Origin of the sequence: Streptomyces sp. 135 (assembly GCF_020026305.1) — a bacterium.
GTDB lineage: Bacteria > Actinomycetota > Actinomycetes > Streptomycetales > Streptomycetaceae > Streptomyces.
This window is the reverse complement of sequence record NZ_CP075691.1, coordinates 8529021-8551607: the sequence shown is the minus strand read 5'-3', so window position 1 is coordinate 8551607 and position 22587 is coordinate 8529021. Positions and strand designations below refer to the sequence as shown.

1 protein-coding gene (cut by a window edge) is annotated in these 22587 nt (G+C 74.5%); it reads right to left on the bottom strand.

What is annotated here, in order from left to right; translation table 11 throughout:
• On the bottom strand, positions 1–22587 hold the 5' portion of the coding sequence (locus tag KKZ08_RS37390; protein ID WP_223778665.1) for a non-ribosomal peptide synthetase. It extends 807 nt beyond the left edge of the window; 22587 of the gene's 23394 nt are visible here — the first part of the coding sequence; the start codon lies at positions 22585–22587; its stop codon lies off the left edge, out of view.

The window sequence follows — 22587 nt, the reverse complement described above, 5'->3', positions numbered from 1 at the left end:
TTCGTCCGCCACGGCCTCGTACACGTTGCGGGCACCCGCCGCCTTCACCTCGTAGTGCACGCGGAACTCGTCCTCGCCGAGGTCGGCGAGCGCGCCCGGTGCCCCGATGATGCGGGTGGCGCCCGCGAACAGGACACCGTGGATCTCGCCGAGGAGCGCCTTCGCCCCGGCGATCGCCCGCCGGGCCTGACGGGGGTCGGTCACGTCGCCCTGGACGTAGCGGACGCGGTCGCCGTACAGCGCCTCGCGCACGGCGGGATCGCTCTGCGGGCGGCGTCCGACGCAGACCACCTTGGCGTCGTACCGGTCGATCAGATGGCGGCTGACGACGCGTCCGACGAACCCGCTGCCGCCGACCACGACATAGGCGCCGCCCGGCCGGATACCCGGCAGCCCCGGCCGCGCCGCCTCGGACGGCTCCACCGGGCGGACCTCCTGCCGGTACCTCCGTCCGGCGCGCAGCGCGACGAGGTCGGCGGCCGGGGACGGAGGCTCGGCGGCCACCGCGGCGGCCACGGCCGCGCAGCCCTCGGGCGTCAGCAGGTCGGCCGCGGTGACGTCGAGGTTCCGTACGGCGAACCGCCCGGAGTCACGGGCCACGAAGTAGGCGAGGCCCGTGAGGCCCGCGCCGTGCGCCGTGCCGGGTCCGCCCGCGACGGACTGGGTGTCCTGGGTGACGACGAAGAGGTCCGTCCGCCCGGCGCCGTCGAGCCGCTGGACGGCCTTGACCAAGCGGAGCAGGGCGAGTTCGGGCGCGGCCGCGTCGGAGCGGGCCGTGCGTCCGGAGCCGGTGACGAGCAGGATCCGGTCGGGCGCGGGTCCCGCGAGGCCGGAGAAGTCGTCCAGCGGGCGCTCGGTCACCTCGGTGGCGCCGCCGGTCCGCCGGTGGTGCGCGGCCAGCGCCCCGGCGAGCGCGGAGCCCGGTTCCCCGGCGAGGACCAGCACCCTGCGCGGCGCGTCACCGGTGGCGGGAACCGCGGGTGATTCGGTCCAGCGGGGCACGGACAGCAGTCCGTGCGGCGGGACCACGGGCACCTCGGTCGGGGCCGCCGAGGAGGGCGCCGGGGCCTCGGGGCGCGGGCCGGCGTCGGTGGGGACCCAGTGCCGCTCCCCCGCGAACGGGTACGTCGGCAGGGGGACCCGGCGCGGCCGGTCCGCTCCATGGCGCGCGTTCCAGTCCACGGTGCCGCCCTCGGCCCAGCGCCGCGCCGTCTCGTGGAGTTCCGTCCCGGTCAGCGCCGGACGCGTACCGGAAGCCGCGAACTCGTCCAGCTGGCGCACCAGTTCATCGGCGTCGCTCGCCACGAAGGCGACCCGTACGGGCCATGCGACCCGGCCCACTTGCAGGGTGTACGCGATGTCGTGCGGCGCGTGCGCGGCGCCTCCCGCGGTGATCGCGTCCCGCAGCCGCGCGGCGCTCTGCCGCAGCTGGTCCCCGGTGCGCGCGGAGAGCGGCACAAGCACCGGCTCCCGCGGTGCGGCGCGCCCGGCCGCGGTCCGGGCAGCGGGGACGTATTCCTCCAGGACGATGTGCGCGTTGGAACCGGTGGCTCCGAAGGAGCTCAGGCCCGCGCGGCGCGGGCCCTCGGGCGGGGCGGGCCACGGCTCGGTCGTGCGCTGGAGCCGGAAGGGCGTGCCGTCGAGGGCGAGCAGCGGGTTCACGGTGCCGGCGTGCAGGGTCGGCACCAGCGTGCGGTGGTGGAGTTGCAGCGCCGCCTTGGTCAGGCCCGCGATGCCCGCGGCGGACTCGGCGTGGCCGATGTTGGACTTCACCGATCCGAGGGCGCAGAAGCCCGTGTCGTCGGTGTGCCTGCCGAAGGCGGTGGCGAGGCCCTTTATCTCGATGGGGTCGCCCAGCGAGGTGCCCGTGCCGTGTGCTTCGAGGCAGCCGATGGAGCGGGCGTCGACGTCCGCAGCGGCGAGCGCGGCGGTGATGACGGCGGCCTGGCCGACGGGGCTCGGCACGCTGAACCCGCTGGCGGCGCCGACGTGGTTGACGGCGGAGGCGGCGACGACGGCGTAGATGTGGTCACCCGCGGCCTCGGCGGCGGCGAGCGGTTTGACGACCACCGCGCCGACGCCTTCGGCGGACACGTAGCCGTCCCCGCCCTCCCCGAAGGAGCGGCAGCGGCCGTCCGAGGAGTGCATGCCGACGGTGCCGTAGGTGCGGTACTTGCCGGGGTGCAGCGAGAGGTTGACGCCGCCCGCGAGCGCGACCTCGCACTCCTTGCGGCGCAGGCTCTCCACGGCGAGGTGCAGCGCGGTGAGCGAGGACGAGCAGAGGGTGTCCACGGTCATGCTCGGGCCGTGGAAGTCGCAGACGAAGGAGACGCGGTTGGCGATCTGCCCCTGGTTGAGGCTGAGCGGCACCGGCGTGGCCGCCTCCGCGGCGACCAGGGTGTAGTCCTTGTGCATGGCCCCGGCGAAGACGCCGACCGCGCGGCGCCGGTCGGGCCCCTTGGCCTCGGCGAGGGTGTCGGGGGTGTACCCGGCGTCCTCGATCGCCTCCCAGCAGGTGCGCAGGAACCAGCGTTCCTGCGGGTCGGTGATCTCCGCCTCGGGGCGGGAGACGCGGAAGAAGTCGGCGTCGAACCGGTCGACGTCGTCCAGGAAGCCGCCCCAGCGCGACTCGCGGCCCTCGCCGGGCGTCCAGCGCTCGGCCGGGACCTCGCCGACGCTGTCGCGGCCCGCCTTGAGGTTCTCCCAGAACGCGGTGAGGTCCGCCGCGCCGGGGTAGTGGCCTGCCATGCCGACGATCGCGAAGCGCTCCGTGCGCGCGCTCGGCAGGGGGCGCCGCTTCAGGCGCGGGCGTTCCAGCGGCTGCCGCCCGGCGGTGGCGTCGCCGTCCCGGCCCGCCAGGACGGCGTGGGCGTTGGTACCGCCGTCCGCGAAGCTCGACACGGCGGCGGCCAACGGCGCGTCCGGCCAGGGGACGAGTCCGCGCTCGAAGCGCAGCGGAGTCGCGGCGAGGTCGAAGTGGTCCAGGGGCTGCTGTCCGCTGAGGAAGGGGACGATGCGGCGGTTGCGGAGCATGAGGACGGCCTTGATGACCCCCGCGATGCCCTCCGCGCACTGCGGGTGGCCGATGTTGGGCTTGACCGAGCCGAGCGAGCAGGGCGTGTCGGAGCCGGCGCGGTAGACGGCCGCGATGGCCTTCAGCTCGATGAGGTCGGGGACCTGGGAGCCCGCCGCGTTGGTCTCGATGTACGTGACGTCGTCCGCGGCGAGGCCGGAGCGGGCCAGGGCGCGGGCCATGACGCTCCGCTGGGCGGCGGGGTTGGGCGTGGCGGGGCCCGCGGTCCTGCCGTCGTTGTTGACGGCCACCGCCTTGACGACCGCGTGCACCTGGTCGCCGTCGGCCTCGGCCGCGGCGAGCGGCTTGAGCAGGAGGACGCCGACGCCCTCGGCGGGGGTGAAGCCGCGGGCCCGCCGGTCGAAGACGTGGAACTCGGGCTCGGTGTTGAGCAGGCCCCGCCGGTCGAACAGGCGGTGCCCGCCGGCGTCGGGCAGCAGGGTGATCCCGGCGACCACGGCCGCCTCCACGTCGCCCGAACGCATCGCCTGGACGGCGTGGTGCATGGCGACCAGCGCGGAGGAGCAGGCGGTGTCGACGACCGTGCTGGGGCCGCGCAGGTCGAAGTGGTGCGACAGGTTGGCGGCCAGGTAGTTCTGGCCGATCGCGACCACCGGGTTGCGGCTGCGGCCGAGGGTGGCGTCGTCGGGGGCGTGCCGGGTGCGGCCGCCGACGTAGACGCCGATGTCGCGTCCCTTCAGCTCGGCGGGGGTGTAGCCCGCGTCGCAGAAGGCGAAGAGCGTCTCCTCCAGGAGCAGCAGCGCCTGAGGGTCCATCGCGGCGGCGTCGTCGTCGGAGAGGTGGAAGTGGCCGGGGTCGAATCCGTCGAGGTCGATCAGACCGGCGGTGTATCCGGTCTCGGTCCCCCAGCGCCGGGCGGGCACCGGGGCGATCGCCGTACGTCCCTCGCTGAGCAGCCGCCAGTATCCGTCCAGGTCCGGGGCGCCGGGGAAGCGGCCCGACATGCCGATCACCGCGATGTCGTACGGGCCGTCGGCCGGGGCCTGTTGGCGCTCGCTCGGGGCGGAGGCGGGTGCCGTGGCTCGTGGGCGGGCGGCCGTGGTGACGGCGGTGGCCGGCGGTTCCGTGCCGAAGGTCCGCGTCAGTGCCTGCCCGTGGTGGGTGGTGAGCCAGCCCACGAAGGACTCCACGGTGGGGTGGTCCACGAGGACCGAGGGGTCGAGCTCGACGTCCAGTTCGGCACCGGCCAGGCGCAGGATCTGCACCATCATGATCGAGTCGGTGCCGTAGTCGGCGATGGGTACGTCGGCGGCGAGGCGGTCACGCGCGAAGCCCAACTGCTCGGCGAGCAGCCCGAGCAGCCATGCCTCGGCCTTCTCGGCGATGCTTCCGGCGGCGGCGGTGGTGGCGGAGGGCGCGGCGGTCGCCCGGCCCTGCGTCGGGGCCTGCGGCCTGGGGACGCGCAGTGCGCGCGGCGTCCAGTCGGGGGCGACGATCGCCGGCAGCACGACCGGCCCGGCCCCGGTGGACAGGACGTGGTCGAGCAGCCGCAGTCCCTCGGCCTCGGAGAGTTCACCGAGGCCGGTGGCCCGATAGCCGGGTCCTGGGCGCTCAGTGCCCATGCCCACGCCCCGCCAGCTGGGCCAGGCCACGCTCACCAGCGGCAGGCCGTGCGGCGCGCGGCGGGCCACGGCGTCCAGGTGGGCGTTGGCCATCGCGTAGTCGCTCTGTCCGACGGCGGCGGCCGGGACCATCGAGGCGACCGACGAGAACAGCACGCAGAACCGCAACGGATCGTCGGCGAGGGCGTCCACCAGGGCGTCGAGTCCGGCGGTCTTGGGGGCGAGCACCGTGCGCACGGAGTCGGCCGGCTTGCGGACGAAGGCGAGGTTGTCCCGGTCGACGAGCCCGGCGGCGTGCAGGACGCCGCCGATCGGGCCGAACTCCCGCCGGATCCCGGCCAGTGCCGCGTGTACGGCCGCCGCGTCCTCCCCCAGGGGCAGCGCGAGCACCCGCAGCCGCACCCCGTCGCGCTCCAGGGCGCGCAGCCCGTCGAGCTTGCGGCCCAGCGGCGTGTCCGTGCCGTGGCGGTCCCATTCGTGGCGCGGCGGCAGTGGGTCGCGCCCGGTGAGGACGAGGGTGCGCGCACCCCACTGGTCGACGGCGTGCCGGGCCACCGCGAGACCGATTCCGCGTGTGCCGCCGGTGATGAGCAGCGGCCGGTCGGCGGGGAAACGGACCGGGGCGCCGGTGGCGGCCGGCAGTTCGGCGAGCTCGGCCCGGTGCCGGGCCCCGTGCCGGTAGGTCACCTCGAAGTCGTCGCCGCCGTCGGCCAGTTCGGCCGCCACGAGGCCGGGCAGGGCGGGGTCGGCGGGGTCGGCCTCCAGGTAGCGGGAGCGGACCCGTCCGTACTCGCTCTGGAGCATGCGGTAGAGCCCGGCGCGCGCGTCACCCGTGCCGACACCGAGCAGCAGCGCCTCGCGTCCGGTCATCCGCTGCACCGCGGGGAGCCAGGCGTCGAGGCCGACGCCGCCGAGGTCGACAAGCGCGTCGAACCGGTCGTGCAGGTCCGCCGCGCAGGAGACCGGCTCCGCGCCGGGCAGGGCCTCGACGAGCCGGCGTGCGTGCTGCCCGCCGCCGAGGACGGCCACCGCGCGGGGCCGGCGGCCCTCGGTGGCGGGGGCGGGCCGCCACTCCCTGACCAGGAGGCGGGTGCCCTCGGGCGCCGGGAGGGCGGCGGGGCGCCGCCGGGCGACGAAGACCTCCCCGAACGCGTCGGGCTCGGCCACCGGCCGCCATACCTCGTCGTAGCCGGTGTCCTGGAGTACCTCCTGCCAGCGGGGCGCGGAGAGGAGGGGCGCGCCGGGGAGGCGGACGTCCTCGTCGTCGTAGAGCCACCAGCCGTCGAGCAGGCCGAAGGTGAGGGTGAGGACCGCGGACTTGCGGGTGACCTCGTTGATGACGAGGACTCCCCCGGGGCGCAGCGCCGCGGCGAGGTTGCGCAGGACGAGGCGGATGTCCTGGGTGGCGTGCAGGACGTTGGTGGCCACGATGACGTCGCAGTCGCCGCCGGTGAGGTGCTCGCCCGCGCCGGGCCGTGTCACGTCCCAGCGGCCGTAGCGCAGGTAGGGCCTGCCGGGTCCGAAGCGCTGCTCCGCCTGGTCGAGGAAGGCCGGTGACAGGTCGGTGTACCAGTACTCGACGCGGTCGGCGTACGCGTCGACGCGCGGCAGTACGACGGCGGTGGTGCCGCCGGTGCCCGCGCCGGCCTCGGCGAGGCGCACGGTGGCCGAGGGGTCCTCGGCGAGGCGTTCGCGCACCGCCGTGGCGGTCACTTCCGCCACCACGTCGTTGAGCCGGTCGGCGACCGCGTTGCCCTGGTACACGGCGGTGAGCTTGACCATGGAGCCGCCGGGGAACAGCACGTCGGTCGCGGGCAGCGCGCCGGAGAGGATCTCGGGCAGCCGGTCGGCGCACTCTTCGACGAGGGAGAGCTGCGCGTCCCAGTAGGGGTCGGACGCGAAGCGCTCGCGTACGGCGGTCCATGCCGGGTCGTGGGCCGGGGGCCGCTGTGCCGTGAGCTCCAGGACGTCGTCGTACTGCCTGGTCAGGCCGGTGGCAGTGAGCAGCCGGACCGCCTCGTCCAACCAGCGGCGGTACTTGTCCACGACGGCGAGGCGCCGCGCCAGGCCGTCCACGGACTCGGTGCGGCCGTCGGCGAACGCGCCTGCCGCGCAGAGCCGCAGGAGTACGCGGCCAGCGATCAGCCGGTCGAGTTCCTCGGCGGGCAGGGCGGCGGGGGCGGGGGCGGGCGGGATGACGGCGCCGTCCCTGATCCGGCTCAGTCCGCCGCTCTCGGCGGGGGTCACGGGGCCCTGGGGGTACGGGGCGGCCTCGACGGCTCCGGCCGCTTCGAACGCCCCCGGGAAGCGCGCCGCGAGATGCGCCGCCAGATCGCGGGCCGTGGTGTATTCGAAGAGCAGCGTGGGCTCCAGCTCCTGTCCCACGGCTTCCTGGACGGCTTCGACCAGGCTCAGTACCTGCACCGATTCGAGGCCGAGTTCGTAGTAGCCGGCGGTCGCCGGTATCGACTGCGGGTCGCGGTCCAGACGGTCGGCCAGCAGGCGCCGCAGGAAGGCCTCCGCGCGGTCGGCCGCGGGCGTGCCGGGCTCGGCGGCCCGGGCGGGCTCAGCGGCTCGGGCGGGCTCGGCCGACACGTACGTGGGCGTGTCCGTCACCGCCTTGCTGGACAGCTCCGACAGTTCGGCCACCTTCCGCCCCTCCGGGTCGAAGAAGTCCACGGAGAACCGGACGACCTCGCCGCGCCGGATCACCGACGAACGGCGTACGCGGGCCGTGCAGCGCCCGGTCAGCGGCCCCGCCGCGCGGAACGAGGCGATGTGCAGCGGCAGGAACGCCTGCCCGCCGGTGTCGAGCAGCGTCCCCGCCGCGACCGCACCGCCGAGCAGCAGCGCCGGATGCACGAGGAAGTCGCCCTGGGGCGCGGTGAGTTCGGCGGTCAGCTGCTCCTGGTCGACGCGGACCAGGCCTTCGGCGCGCGCGGCGCCACTGTAGTGCTGGCCGTTGGCGCCGTCCCTCAGATAGGTCTCGGCCAGTGGCCTCGGGGCGCCGTCGGCGGGACCGTCCAGCCGTTCGCGGAAAGCGGGGGCGTCGGTGACATCGGCGGCGTCGGTGACGAGCACCTCGGCCGTGGCGTAGGGGTCGCCGTCGGTCACGGCGACCTGCCAGCGGCCCGGACCGTCGGCGACGCAGCGGATCTCCGCGGTCACCGGCCCGTCCGTCACGTCGAGCGGGCGCAGCGCGGTGAGGTCACGGATCGTCAGCCGCTCGACGGGGTGCCCGTGGTCGCGGAAGACCCCGGCGACGAGATCCGCGTAGGCCAACGCGGGCAGCAGCGAGCGGCCCTGGACCCGATGCCCGGCGATGACCGGGGTGTCGGTGGACAGCAGCACCTTGCCGTACGGGGTGGACGGCCGCGGCGTGGCCGGGCCCCGCACGGCGTCGGCCGCGGGCAGCCAGCAGCGCTCCCTGGCGAAGGGGTAGCCGGGCAGGGAGACCCGCGGGCCGCCGCCGGGCCAGGTGACGTCGGCGCCGCGCACCCAGGCGGCGGCCAGTTCGCGCGGGGTGCCGCAGGTGGCCGGTGCGGCGGCGCGGGTGGCGGTGCCCGTCAGGACCCGCGCGGTGTCCGCTCCTGAGAGGTGCTCCTCCAGGGCTGCCGCGAGGTCGTCCACGCCGTCGAAGACCACGGCGAGGCGGTGCGCCATCGGCTCGCGGGTCCGGAGCGTGGCGGCGAGCGCGGCCGGGTCGGTGCCGCGTCCCTCGCCGCGCAGGAACTCCGCCGTCCGCGCGGTGTGTTCGGTGAGCCGCTCCGCGTCGCGGGCGGAGAGCACGCACACGTACGGCGGCTGCTGCCCGGGCGGCTGCGTGGGTGACACGAACTCCTCCAGGATCACGTGGGCGTTGCTGCCGCCCGCCCCGAACGCGCTGATCGCGGCGGTACGGGGCAGGGGGCGGCCCGCGGCGTCGACGCGCGGCGTCCAGGGGGCCCGCTCGCGTTGCAGCCGGAAGGGGGTGGCGTCCAGGTCGAGATGGGGGTTCAGGCGTTCGGCGTGCAGCGAGGGCACCAGTTCCTGATGGCGCAGTTGCAGCAGGACCTTGGTGAGCGCGGCCATGCCCGCGGCCGACTCGGCGTGCCCGATGTTCGACTTCACCGAGCCGATGGGGATGCGTACCCCGGTCAGGTCGTGCCCCTCGAAGGCGCGGACCAGGCCGGTGATCTCCACCGGGTCGCCGAGCGAGGTGCCCGTGCCGTGCGCCTCCAGGTAGTCCAGCTCGGCGGGGGCGAGGCCGGCGCGGTCCAGCGCCTCGCGGATCATCACGCCCTGGGCCTTGGGGTTGGGCACGCTGAAGCCCTTGCCGGCCCCGCCGTGGTTCACCGCCGTCGACTTGACCACGGCGAGGATGCGGTCGCCGTTCGCCTCGGCCGCGCGGCGGCGCTTGAGCAGCACGGCCCCGGAGCCCTCGGCGGGCACGTAGCCGTCGCCGCCCTCGCCGAAGCTGCGGCACCGGCCGTCGGTGGAGAGGAATCCGCCCTTGGCCAGCTGGAGGTACTTCAGCGGGTGGCTGGAGACGTTGACACCGCCGGCCACGGCGACCTCGCAGTCCCCGTCCCGGATCGCCCGGCAGGCGAGGTGGAGCGCGGTGAGCGAGGACGAGCACATCGTGTCGAGGGCGATGCTCGGACCGTCGAAGTCGAAGAAGTACGAGACGCGGTTGGCCACGGAGGCGTACGACGACGAGGTGGCCGCGCCGTCACCGCGCAGCGCCTCGTCGACGCCGTACAGCTGGTAGTGGCCGTACATCAGGCCCACGAAGACGCCGGTGCGGACCTCGGAGAGTGCGGCGCGGGACGTGCCCGCGTCCTCCAGGAGGTGCCACACGGTCTCCAGGAAGATGCGTTCCTGCGGGTCGATGTGGACGGCTTCCACCTGCGACATGCGGAAGAACATGGGGTCGAAGGAGGCCACGTCGGAGAGCCAGCCGCCCCACTTGGCGTAGGTCTTGCCGGGGGCGTCGCGGTCCGGGTCGTAGAACCGGTCGTGGTCCCAGCGGTCCTTCGGCACCTCTTCGACGCAGTCCTTGCCCTCGCGCAGGTTGCGCCAGAACCGGCCGAGGTCGTCGGCCTGCGGGTAGCGGCCCGCGACGCCGACGATCACGATGTCGTCGTCGGAGGCGGAGTGCCGCCGGGGCGCGGGAGCAGCGGTCGCGCGTACGTCCTGCGCGAGCGGCACCGCCACGGCCGACGTCTGGGCCGGGGCCGTGTGCTCGGCGGGCAGCGCGGGTCGCGGGCCGGGGGCGGCCAGGTCCCGCAGCGCGGCCGGGTGCCGCTCGACGAGGAAGTCGGCCAGCTCACCGATCGTCAGGTATTCGAAGAACAGCGTCTTGGACAGCGGTCCGAAGCGCTCCTCCAGCGTGCGCGTGAGGCTGAGCACCAGCAGCGAGTCGACGCCGTAGCGGTCGAACGCCTCGTCCTCCGCGACGTCTTCCAGCGGCATCTTCAGCTCGTCGGCGAGGAGTTCCCGCAGGAACCGGACCGTGGGGGCGCGCAGTTCGCCGTCCTCCGGGTCCGGGGTGGCCGGGGCGGCTACGGGGGCGGGCCCTGCGGGGCCTCCGCGCAGGGCATCGGCGATCCGCATCCGGTCGCCCGCCGTGAGCAGGAGCCGGGAGGCACCGCTCCGCAGAGCCGCCTCCAGCGCGTCGAGCGCCGCATCGGCCGGCAGCGGTTCCATGCCGAACTCGCGCCGCATGGCCTGGCGGGCCTCGGCGGTGAGGGTCATGCCGCCGTCGCGCCACAGCGACCAGTCGACCGTCAGACCGCCGCCGGGGCGCCGCTCCAGGTAGTGGTCGAGGAAGCTGTTGGCGTACGCGTAGTCGCTCTGCCCCGTGTTGCCGAAGACGGCGGCGGTCGAGCCGAACGCCACGAAGTAGTCGGGGGCGTCGGCCCGGGTCGCCTCGTCCAGGTGGACCAGGCCGCGCACCTTGGGTGCGAGCACCTCGTCGGCGTCCGCGCCGCTCTTGTGCAGCACCAGGGAGTCCCGCAGCGTGCCCGCCGCGTGCACCACGCCCGCGACGCGTCCGAACCGGCGCCGGGCCTCGGCCACCACCCGCTCGACGTCGGACCGCACACCGACATCGGCGCGGAGGTGCAGCCAGCCGTCCGGGAGCGGCGCGTCCGGCGCGGACCGGCTGACGAGGACGACGTGCGCGCCCGGGTGCCGGGCGATCCGCTCGGCCACCAGCAGGCCCAGCTTCCCGGTGCCTCCGGTGATCAGGTGCGCCCCGTCCCGGGCCAGCGGCGAGGGGCCGCTCCCGGGAAGCGCGCGCTCGCGCCAGGCGCGGACCGTGCGCCTGGGGCCGTCGATGCGGACCTCGGGCTCGCCGTCGACCGCCAGTTCGGCGAGCACCAGTTCGGCGAGTTCCCGCATGGATGCGGGGCCGCGAGCGTGGGCGGCGGCGGTCGCGGAGTCCGCCGGAGTTCCTGAGCCGGTCACGGGTCCGGAGCCGGCACGGGAGAGCACGCTCATCCGGATCGCGGGCTGCTCCTGGACGATCGTCCGGGCGAACCCGTCAAGGGCCGCGTGGGCGGCGTGGGCCGCCCCGGCCGCTCCGGGCCCGCCGTCATGGACGTACAGGTAGCGCAGCGGTCCGCCGCGGTCGGCGATCCGCGTCCGGCAGATGTCCAGGGCGGTGCGGAACCCGGCGCGCAGCGCCTCGTCGAGACCGCCCCCGGCACCGGAACCTCCCTCGGCGGCCAGGTGGACGAGGTGCGAGGCCCGCTCCGGAGCGCCGACGACCACCCTCACCTCCGGGGCAAGTAAGGCGAGTTCGTCACGCAGCGCCCGGGCGCGGCCGTCCCCCGTGTCGATGACGGACAGCAGCTCCACCCCGTCCAGCGGGGCGGCACCGGGCGGGCGTTCCACGTCCTGCCACACCGGCTCGAAGGCGTGCACGCGGGGCTCGGCGCCGGGCACGGACCGTTCCGTCCCCGGCACGGCCCGCAGGGTGAAGCGTTCGATCCGCGCCACGACCGTGCCGTCGAGGGCGGCCAGGCTGATGTCGAAGATCTGTGCGTCGGCGCGGCGCTCCACGGCCACGGCGTGCACGAGGCAGTCGGCGGGCAGCTCGGCGAAGAGGTGCACGGACCCGATCGCGTACGGCAGATGCGCCGTCGACCCCGGTACCAGCCAACCGGCGGTCTGCAGGGCCCCGTCGAGCAGCGAGGGGTGGAACCGGTGCGCGCCGACGTCGGGGCGGCGCAGCCGGGCCAGCGCCTCGCCGTCCCCGAGGGCGAGTTCCTCGATGACCTGGAAGGCCGGACCGTACCGGAAGCCGAGCCGGCCGAAGTACTCGTAGCACTCCTGCCGGGTCCTGCTCTCCGCGCACCGGGCGCGCACGGCGGCGGGGTCGAGCGGGGCGGGCGCCTCGAAGGCGCCGTCCTCCTCGTCGAAGACCAGGCGGCCGCGGGCGTGCGGACGTTCGCCGGTGATCTCGAACGCGCCGGAGGGCGCCACCGCCACCCGCAGGTCCCGCTCCTGTCCCGGGGAGAGGGCGACGGGCGCCGCCCAGACGACCTCGTCGATCCGCCGGACGGCGGCGGTGCCGTGGGCCCGTTCACCGGCGAGCCGCGCCATCTCCAGGTAGACGACGCCCGGAAGCACGCGCTCCGCGCCGACCTGGTGGTCTGCCAGGTAGAACTCCGCGCCGGTGAGGCGCTTGGCGAAGGCGGACTCGTTGAACGTCGACACGTTCGCGTCGAGCAGCTCCGCCGTGGCCGGGCTCGGCTCGGCGATGGGCGCTGCGGTGGTGGGCGGCGCGGTGGTGGCCGGGGCGTCGACCCAGTGCCGGGTCGGTTCGAACGGGTAGGTCGGCAGCCCGATCCTGCGCCCGCCCGGCAGGCCGGACCAGTCCACGTCCGCGCCGTCGGTCCACAGCTGGGCCAGGGACTCCAGGTCACGCTCGGCCGACAGGGCGCGTACGAAGTCCTGCCAGGCCGTGCCGCGCGACGTGACGGCGCGGCGGTGCCCGGAGCTCACCCGGGCGCGCAGCACGCCCGCCGCCGTCGCCGTGCGGCCTTCGGCGCAGGCGTCCAGGCGGTCGAGCAGCTCGGCGCGGCCGCGGGCGACGAAGGCGAGCCGCTCCTCCATGGCCTCGCGGCCGACCCGCAGGGTGTGGGCGACGTCGGCGGGCGAGGGCCGCTGCGCGCGGATGTGGGCGGCCAGGCGGCGGGCCTGCGCCCGCAGGGCTCCCTCGGTCCTGGCGGAGAGCACGAACAGTTCCTCGGCCGGCTCCTTCGCCGCGCTGTCCGGGCCGTCCGCCGCGGTGGGCGCCTCCTCGACCACGACGTGCGCGTTGGCGCCGCCGAAGCCGAAGGAGCTGATGCCCGCCCGGCGGGGCAGCGCGGAGCCGTCCTCGGCGAGCGGCGCGGGCCAGGAGCGCGTGGTGTCGACGATCTCGAAGGGGCTGCCGTCCAGTTCGAGGTAGGGGTTGCGCTCGCGGAAGTGCAGGCTGGCCGGCAGGGTGCGGTGCCGCAGCGCGAGGAGGACCTTGAGCAGGCCCGCGATGCCCGCGGCGGCCTCCAGGTGCCCGATGTTGGTCTTCACCGAGCCGATGCCACAGCTGCTCCCCTCCCTCCCTCGCTCGTGGCTCTGCGTCCGCGTGCCGCCGCCGAGGCGTTCGAACGCCTCGGTCAGGCCGCTGATCTCGATGGGGTCGCCCAGGGCCGTGCCGGTCCCGTGCGCCTCGATGTAGCCGACCGTGCGGGGGTCGACGCCCGCCGCCCGGTAGGCGTCGACGAGCACGTCGGCCTGCGCGTTCGGGTTGGGCGAGGTGAGCGAGGTGGTGCGCCCGCCGTGGTTGACGGCGGCGGCCTTGATCACCGCGGCCACGCGGTCGCCGTCCCTGCGCGCGGCCGTGTGGTCCCGCAGCACCACGACCCCGACGCCCTCACCGCGTACGTAGCCGTTGGCCGAGGCGTCGAAGGCCTTGCACCGGCCGTCCTCGCTGAGCATCTCGCCGCGGCTCAGCGCCTCGTAGATGCCGGGGTCGAGGATCAGGCTGACCCCGCCCGCGATCGCGAGGTCGCACGTGCCGTCGCGGAGGGCTCCGACGGCCTGGTGCACGGCGGTGAGCGAACTGGAGCAGGCCGTGTCCACCGCCACGCTGGGGCCGCGCAGGTCGAGGAGGTAGGAGACGCGGTTGGGGATGATGGACAGGGCGGCGCCGGTGAGCGTGTGGGCCTGCGCCGAGCGGCCGGTGGCGCGCTGCACCTCGGCGTAGTCGGAGTTGGTGGTGCCGATGAAGACGCCGACCCGCTTGCCCGCCAGGTCGCTCGCGCGGTAGCCCGCGTCCTCGATCGCCGACCACACCACTTCGAGGAGCAGCCGCTGCTGCGGGTCCATCAGCTCGGCCTCGCGCGGCGAGATGCCGAAGAAGGCCGCGTCGAAGCGGTCGACTCCGCTGAGGAAACCGCCCCAGCGGGAGCGGGAGCCGTCCGTGTGCGCCCGCCAGTCCCAGCGGTCGGCGGGGATCTCGGTGACCAGGTCCCTGCCGTGTTCCAGGTTCTCCCAGAACTCCGCCAAGTCGGCCGAGCCGGGGAACCGGCCGGCCATCCCGACGACGGCCACGTCGCCCGCCCGGGCCGCCTGCCCCGCCGCCCGGACCTCGCTCCCGGCTTCGGTCGCCGTATCGGTCGCCGTCTGGAGCGCCGCCAGATGCGCCGCGACCGCGGTGACCGTCGGATGGCGGTAGAAGACGGTCGGCAGCACTTCGGTCCCGTACCGCTCGCTGATGCGCGTGCTGAGCACGGTGAAGCTGACCGAGTTCATCCCGAGTTGTCCGAGAGGCACATCGGCGGGGATCTGCGCGGCGTCCATGTCGAGGATGTCGGCGATCAGGCCGGTCAACTCCTCCACGTCCTCCACGCGCGGCGAGGCATGACTCCTCACGCCTGCCTCACGGCGTGCCTGCGTCACGGCGCCCGCACCCCGCAGCTCGTTCAGGGGCACGTCCGTGAGCCTCGCGCGGTCCACCTTGCCGTTGAGCGTCTGCGGCAACGACGTCAGCGGGACCAGGACGTCGGGGACCATGTGGGCCGGCAGCCACTGGCCGAGCGCCTCGCGGCGGGGCACGGCGGCGCCGTCGTCGAGTACGAGGAAGGCGTGCAGGACGTTCTCGCCGCCGACGCGGCGCGCGACCACCGCGGCCTCGCGGACGCCGTCCTGGCCGCGCAGCACCGCCTCGATCTCGCCGGGCTCGATCCGGAAGCCGCGGACCTTCACCTGGGAGTCGAGCCTGCCCAGGTACTCGATGCGGCCGTCGGGCAGCTCGCGCACCAGGTCACCGGTGCGGTAGCGGCGGTCGCCGTCCATGGTGACGAACCGTTCGGCGGTCAGCTCCGGGCGGCCCAGGTAGCCGGTCGCCAGGCCCGCGCCGCCGATGTACAGCTCGCCGGGCACGCCGGGCGGCACCGTACGGCCACGCGTGTCCAGCACGTACAGCCGTGTGTTGGCGATCGGATGACCGATGGTGACGCGCTCGCCGGGCGCGAGGCGGCACACGGCCGACCAGATGGTGGTCTCCGTCGGCCCGAACATGTTCCACACCTGACCGGCACGGCACAGCAGCTGTTCGGCGGTGTCCTGGTCGAGTGCCTCTCCCCCGCACAGCGCCTTCAGCCCAGGGGCGCCGGTCCAGCCCGCGGCGAGCAGCATCTTCCAGGTCGCGGGGGTCGCCTGGACGACCGTGGCGGGGCTCGACTCGATGAGGCGGCGCAGCAGTACGCCGTCGCGGGCGACCTCGGCGGGCACGATCTCCACGCGGCCGCCGGTGATCAGGGGCAGGAAGAGTTCGAGGGCCGCGATGTCGAAGCAGACGGTGGTGAGCGCGAGCAGGTGGTCCCCCGCGCCGAGGCCGGGCTCCTCGGCCATGGACAGGAGCAGGTTGGCCAGCGCTCGGTGCGGGACCTGCACTCCCTTGGGGCGGCCGGTCGATCCGGAGGTGTAGATCACGTACGCGGCGTCGTCCGGTCCGGGCGCGACGCCCCGCTCCGGCTGACCGGCCTCCGTGTACACCCCTTCGCTCGCGTCGACCGGCAGGACCGGCGCGCCGAGGTCGGGGTGTGTTCCGGAGCGGGTGAGCAGCAGGTGCAGTCCGGCGTCCTCGGCCATGTAGCGAAGCCGCTCGGCCGGGTAGTCGGGGTCGAGCGGCACGTAGGCGCCGCCGGCCGCGAGGACGCCGAGGAGGGCGACGAGCATGTCCGCTGACCGGTCGACCAGTACGCCGACGTTGCGTCCGGGAGCGACTCCCGCGCGGCGCAGGCGGGCCGCCAGCGCGTCGACGCGTCCGGTCAGTTCGCGGTAGGTGAGGGTGGCGCCCCGGTCGGAGACGGCGACGGCCTCGGGGGTGCGGCGGGCCTGCTCGGTGAGGAGCGTGGGCAGGACGCGGTCGTCGGGGTGGTCGCGTCGGGTGCGGCGCTGCCGCTCCTCGGCCAGGCGCAGTTCGTCGGCGCTGCGCAGGGGCAGGCCGCCGAGGTCGCTGTCGGGTGCGGCGAGGGCCGCGTCGAGCAGCAGGCCGAAGTGGTCGCCGAGCCGCCGTACGGTCTCCTCGTCGAAGAGGTCGGGGTTGTACTTGAGGCAGTAGCGGGCGCCCTCGGGCTCCTCGACGACCTCCAGTGTGACGTCGAACTCCCCTTCCTGGTGCACGCCGTGGAACACGTCGGCGACCGGGGTGGTGTCGGTGTCGTCCTCCACCCAGTTCTGGAAGTAGAAGGCGGTGTCGAACAGGCGCGAGGCGCGCAGTTCCTGAGCGAGCGTCAGCAGCGGGTAGTCACCGTGCTCAAGGGCCTCCAGGACGGTGTCCCGTACGTCGCGCAGAAGGGTCCGGAAGTCCTGGTCCTGCTCCGCGAGGTCGTGCTTGAGGACGACCATGTTCATGAAGTAGCCGAGTACGTCGGCGTACTCCGGGGCGGGCCGCCCGGCGACGGGGGTGCCGATCAGTACGCGGTCCTGCTGCGTGTAGCGGTGCAGGAGGGTGGCGTAGGCGGCGAGGAGCACGGTGAACAGCGAGGTCCGCTCGTCGGCGGCGAGCTGCCTGGCGGCCCGGATCTGCCGCGCGTCCAGGCGTCCCTCGACGGAGGCGCCCCGGTAGCTCGGTACGGCCGGGCGGGGGCGGTCGAGGGGAAGCTGGAGCCTGGGCAGTTCACCTGAGAGCTGCCGCAGCCAGTACGCGCGCAGGCGGTCGCCGCGCTCCGAACCGAGCAGCTCGCTCTGCCGGTCGACGAACTCGGCGTAGGTCGCGAGGGGCCCGTCGGTGGGCGGGCACTGCCGGTAGAAGGCGGAGAGTTCGCGCAGGAAGACGGCGATGGACAGACCGTCGAAGACGATGTGGTGGAAGGTGAGCAGCAGTACCTGCCGCCCGTCGGCCATGACGAACAGCGTGGCCCTCAGGAGGGGCCCGCGGGCCAGGTCGAAGGGCTCGCGGACACTCTTCCTGGCCGCCTCGCGGACGTCGTCCACGGAGCTGGTGTGCAACTCTCGTCGTACGTAGGCGAGTTCCTGGCGGGGTTCGATGATCTGGTGGTCGCCCTCCACCCGGGCGCGGAGCTGCGGGTGCCGGTCGACCATGGACTGGAGCGCGGCGCGGAGGGCGCTCTCGTCGGTGTGCCGGTCCAGCCAGAAGGCGAGGGGCAGGTTGTAGGCGTAGTTGCCGGGCGCGGTCTGCTCGATGACGCGCAGCGCCTGCTGGCCGGCCGACAGCGGGAACCGGAGCGGCTCGGGTGCCGGCTCGGGCGCCGCCTCAGGCTGCGGCTCCGGTTCCGGCACCGCGTCGCTGTCTAGGTCGCCGTCGAGGCCGGGGGCCAGGCCGAGGCCGGGTTCCGCTTTCGCCCCGGTCGACCGGCTTATGTGGTCGCTCAGCTCGCGCAGCGTGGGGTGCCGCAGCAGATCGCTCAGGCGCAGCCGAACGCCGAGGTCCGCCTCGATCACGGTGGCGATCTTCATGCCGCTCAGCGAGTCGAAGCCGTAGTCCGAAAGGAGCCGGTCCGGGTCGACGGGGTCGTCGAGCTTCAGGGTCGCGGTGACGATGTCGCGCAGCCGCGGCAGTGGTCCCCGGCCCGCCCGCGGGGCCTGGGCGGGCCGCTCGGCGGCGGTAGCGGCAGTGGCGGCCGAGTCCGGCGCGGGGGCCGGTGCCACGGCGTCCCCGCCCGCGTTCTCGCCGACGATCACGTGCTGGCCGAGGTGCGCGCCCCGGTCCAGGACGACGGCGTCCGCGAAGCCCTCTTCGAGGAGGAGCCGCTGCCAGGTCTGCGCGGTGGCCAGCGGCGCGTCCTTGATGCGCAGTTCCGGGTCGGTGAACGCCCACCAGCCGTCCAGGACGCCGCCGGTGACGGTGATGCTGCTGCGGATCGACGTCAGTTCGTTGAGCACGAGCCGGCCGCCTGGGCGCAGCAGCTGTCGCGCCTTGCGCAGGGTGCGGCGCAGGTCTCCGGTCGCGTGCACGACGTTGGTGGCCACCACGATGTCGGCGCTGCCGGGCGCGAATCCCTGGTCGGCCAGGGACCGTTCGAGGTTGAGCGTACGGAACCGGGTGAAGGGATGGCGCTCGCCGAACCGCTGCTCGGCACTCTCCAGGAACTGCGGCGAGATGTCGGTGAAGACGTACTCGACCCGCTCGGCCCAGGCGGACAGGACGGGCAGCACCCGCTCCGTGGTCGCCCCGGTGCCCGCGCCGAACTCGACGACGCACAGCCGCTCGTCCGTGCCGAGGGCGGCGATGCGCCGACGGGCATGCTCCGCGACGGTGTCGGCCGCCAGTTCGTTGAGGGAGTCGGTGAGCGGGTTGCCCCGGTAGAAGTCCTGGACCAGTTCCATCGACGCGTCGGGGAACATGACCTCGGTGGCGCCGATCTCGCCGCGCAGCACCCGCGGGTAGTCGCGCAGGAACAGGCGGGTCAGCTCCACCGTGGCGGTGATGTCCGGGTGGTCGGCCGCGATGCGGTCGAGTTCCCGCTCGGCGTGGGCCAGGTCGGTGCCGTCCGCGAGCGCGAGCGCCTCGACGGTGTCGTCTCGTACGGCCACGTGCCCGGCGTCGGCGAGGATGTTCAGCAGGGCCGCGTGCAGCCGGCGGTATTTGGACACGATCCCGAGCCGGTCGGCGAGAGCGGTCACGCCGTCCCGCTCCCCCGGCCGTGTGAAGGCACCCATCCGCTGGTAGACGCCGAGCAGCGCCCGGTCGCAGAGCGCGGAGAGCCGGTCGTAGCCGGTGAGGACGGCGTCGGCTCCGGGTCCGGCGGGTGCGGGGACCGGGCAGCGGTCGGCGAGCGCCGAGGCGCGGTGGCCGAGCGCGTCGAGGGCCCACCGGTCCGCGCGGATCGGCATGACCTGCACGGGCCCGTGGGCGAGCACGCGCTCCAGCGAGTCGAGTCCTTCGCGCACCGTGAACTCGGCGACGCCGGTCCTGCGGAAGATCTCCTGGAGCCCCGGCTGCGCTCCGGAGCCGACACGGCCCCAGTAGCCCCAGTTCACCACCCGTACCGGATACGGGAGTTGCGCGGACAGGAGCCTGCCGTAGGCGTCCTGGAAGGAGCTTGCCGCCACATAGGCGGCGTTGCCCGCCGCGCTGACGAAGGAGCCCACCGAGCTGAAGAACGCCAGGAAGTCCAGGCGTTCACCGGCCAGCGCGGTGGTGAGTGCGGTGGTCAGCGCGAGCGAGCCGTCGATCTTGGCGGCGAGCGCGGCCCGCAGCTCCGCCTCGGTGAGTTCGGCGATGGTGCTGGCGTTGAACGTCATCGCCGCGTGGCACACGCCGTGTACCGGGCCGAAGTGCCGCCTGGCCTCCGCGACGGCGTCGCGCAGCGCGTCCGGGTCGGCGGCGTCGGCCCGCAGGTGCAGCAGCCGACCGCCTGCCTCGCGCACCCGCTCCGCGGTGGCCCGCTGCTCGGGGCCGGGTTCGCCGCGGCTGATCCACACCACATTGGCCCGGTAGCGCCGCGCGAGTTCCTCGGACAGGGCACGGCCGATGCCGCCGCTGCCACCGACCAGCAGGTAGGTGCCGCCGACGCGGTAGGGGGAGCGCTCCGGTGCGGGGACGGGCGTCTTGACGAGCTGCCGTACGTGACGGCGTCCGCCCCGCAGCAGTACGGCCCGCCCTGCCGGGTGCGCGGGCTCGGCGAGGATCGCGGCGAACGCGTCCGCCGGATCGGTGTCGGCCACGTCGACGCAGGTGACGTCGAGTTCGGGGCACTCGGCGGCGAGCACCTGCGCGTAGCCGAGGAGCGCGGCCGCGTGGGGGTTGTCCGCGTGGGCGCCCGCGGTGACCACCGTGAGCCGGGCGGCGAGGCCGTGGGTGCGGAAGAGGGCGAGGACGCCGTCACGCAGGGCGGCGTCGAGACCGTCCGGGCGGCGCAGCCCGCCGAGGTGGTACAGGTGCCGCACCGGTTCGGTGAGCAGGGCCGCCGGGTCGTCACGATCGAGGCGGACGTGGCGGGCACCGGGGTGGTGGCGGAGCAACGCCTCGGCGAGGCCATCGGGTTCACCGGCGGTGAGCACGGCCACGTCGTGTCCGGCGGTGGCGGCGTGGCGGGGCCCCTGACCCGTCAGCTCCTCGGGACACCAGACCGGCTGGTAGAAGCCGAGCGGGGGGAGGTCCGTACGGTGTTCCGGCGGGGCCGCGGATTCCGTGGCTTCGGCGGGTACGGCGCGCGGGGAGTCGACGGTGGAGTCGTCGGCGATGGTGCGTATGGGTTCCACGGAGGTACGTATGAGGTCCTTCGCGGACGTGGGTCTTACGAACGGACGGGCACCCGTAGCGGTCGGCGGCTGCGTGGCTTTGGCCGCGGCCGTGACCGTCCGCTCGGGCTGCGGTATCCAGTAACGCTTGCGGGCGAAGGGGTACGTGGGGAGGCCGACGCGCCGCCCGCCGGTGTCCGGCCACTGCGCTTCGACGCCCCGCGTCCACAGGCGGGCGGCGCTCGTCAGGTCACCTTCGGACAGGGCGCGTGCGAAACGGTCCGCCGCGTCCGGGTCCAGCGAACGCCGGGTGCGGCCCGCGTCGTTGAGCTCGACGTCACCCTCCGCTCCGGCCGCGACCGCCCTCAACACGTCCTTGGCCATCGCGAGTTCACGCGCCGGGAAGGCAAGGCGGACGTCCAGCTGCTCCCGGCCGACGCGCAGGGTGTGCGCGAAGTCGGCAAGCGTCAGGGCGGCTTCGGTCTCGGCACCGGCCAGGTCACGCAGCGAGGTCTTCCCGGAGACGGTCGTCTCCAGGCCGAGCCGCTCGCTGAGTCCGGCCAGTTCTGCCGCGCCCAGTCCGTACTCCGCCAGTTCGAGGTCGGGGTCCAGGTCCTGGGGCCTGACCCGCAGCACGTCGGCGGCCACCCGTACGCACTCCTCCAACGGCGCCCCGGCGGCCGGGCGGGCGTCGAGGAAGTCGGCGAGCCGGCCCGCGTACACCCGAAGCCGCTCCTCGCTCAGCGCGGAGAGCACGACCAGCTCCTCGGCCCCGCCGTCCGCCGCGGGCGGGCGGCTCCCCCGGTACTCCTCGACGATCAGATGGGCGTTGGCACCCCCACCGCCGAAGGAGCTGACGCCCGCGCGGCGCGGCAGCTCCCGTTCCCCGCCGTCCCGGTCGCGCAGCACGAGCCGGCGCCACGGCGCGGCCTCCTGCTGTACGTGGAAAGGGGTGCCGGACAGGTCGATGTCGGGGTTCAGCTCCGCCGAGTGCAGGGACGGCGGCAGCACGCCGTGCTTCAGCTGCATCAGGACCTTGGTGAGGCCCGCGATGCCCGCGGCGGACTCCAGGTGCCCGATGTTGGACTTGAGCGAACCGATGGCGCAGCCGTCATGGGCGGCCGGAGACCCCACGGCAGCGGGCGCCTCGGGGGTGGGCGCCTCGGCGGCAGGCCCGGCAGCGCCCGCGCGGAAAGCCTCCCGCAGGCCGGTGATCTCGATCGGGTCACCGAGCGGGGTGCCGGTGCCGTGCGCCTCCACGTACGTCACGGTCCGGGGATCGACGTCCGCGCGGCGCAGCGCGGCGCTGATCACCTCGGCCTGGGCCGAGGGGTTCGGGACGGTGTAACCGCCGGTCCTGCCGCCCGCGTTGATCGCCGAGCCCTTCAGGACGGCATAGACGCGGTCGCCGTCCGCCTCCGCCGCGCGCAGCGGCTTGAGCAGGACGGCGCCCACTCCCTCACCGTCCACGAAGCCGTCGGCGTGGGCGCCGAAGCTGCGGCACCGGTCGCCCCGGGAAATCATCTGACGGTCCGCCAGCATCCGCAGGTGCATGGGGTGCAGGATGAGGTTGACCCCGCCGGCGAGGGCCGTGGCGCACTCTCCGCGGCGCAGGCTCTCGCAGGCCAGATGGACGGCGGTGAGCGAGGCGGAGCAGGCGGTGTCGACGGTGAGGCTCGGGCCGCGCAGGTCGAGCGCGTACGACACGCGGTTGGCGATCGACCAGTGGGCGGAGCGCGCGTGCGTGTGGACGCCGAAGGCGCTGCTCTGGCCCGCGAGCCACTCGTAGTCGTTGTTCATCACGCCGGCGAACACACCGACGGGGTCCTCCGCGCCGAGCCCTCGGGGGCGGTACCCCGCGTCCTCGATGGTCGCCCAGGCCGTCTCCAGGAAGAGGCGCTCCTGAGGGTCCATCTCCTCGGCGTCGGAGGGTGAGATCTGGAAGAGGAGCGGGTCGAACCTGTCGACGTCGTCGAGCCAGCCGCCCCACTTGCTGTAGCCGCGGCCGTCCTTGGACTCCGGGTGGTAGTGCTCGTCCACGTCCCAGCGCTCGCCCGGCACCTCACCGACACAGTTGCGGCCTTCGACGACGTTGCGCCACAGCTCGTCCGGGGTCCGCGCCGAGGGATACCGCCCCGCGAGCCCGATGACCGCGATGTCCTCGCCCGCGCGCGAGGACGCGGCCGCGGGGGCGGCCTGCTGCTGTGCCGACGCCAGCAGTTTCAGGAGAAGAGCACGCTTGTCGTCCAT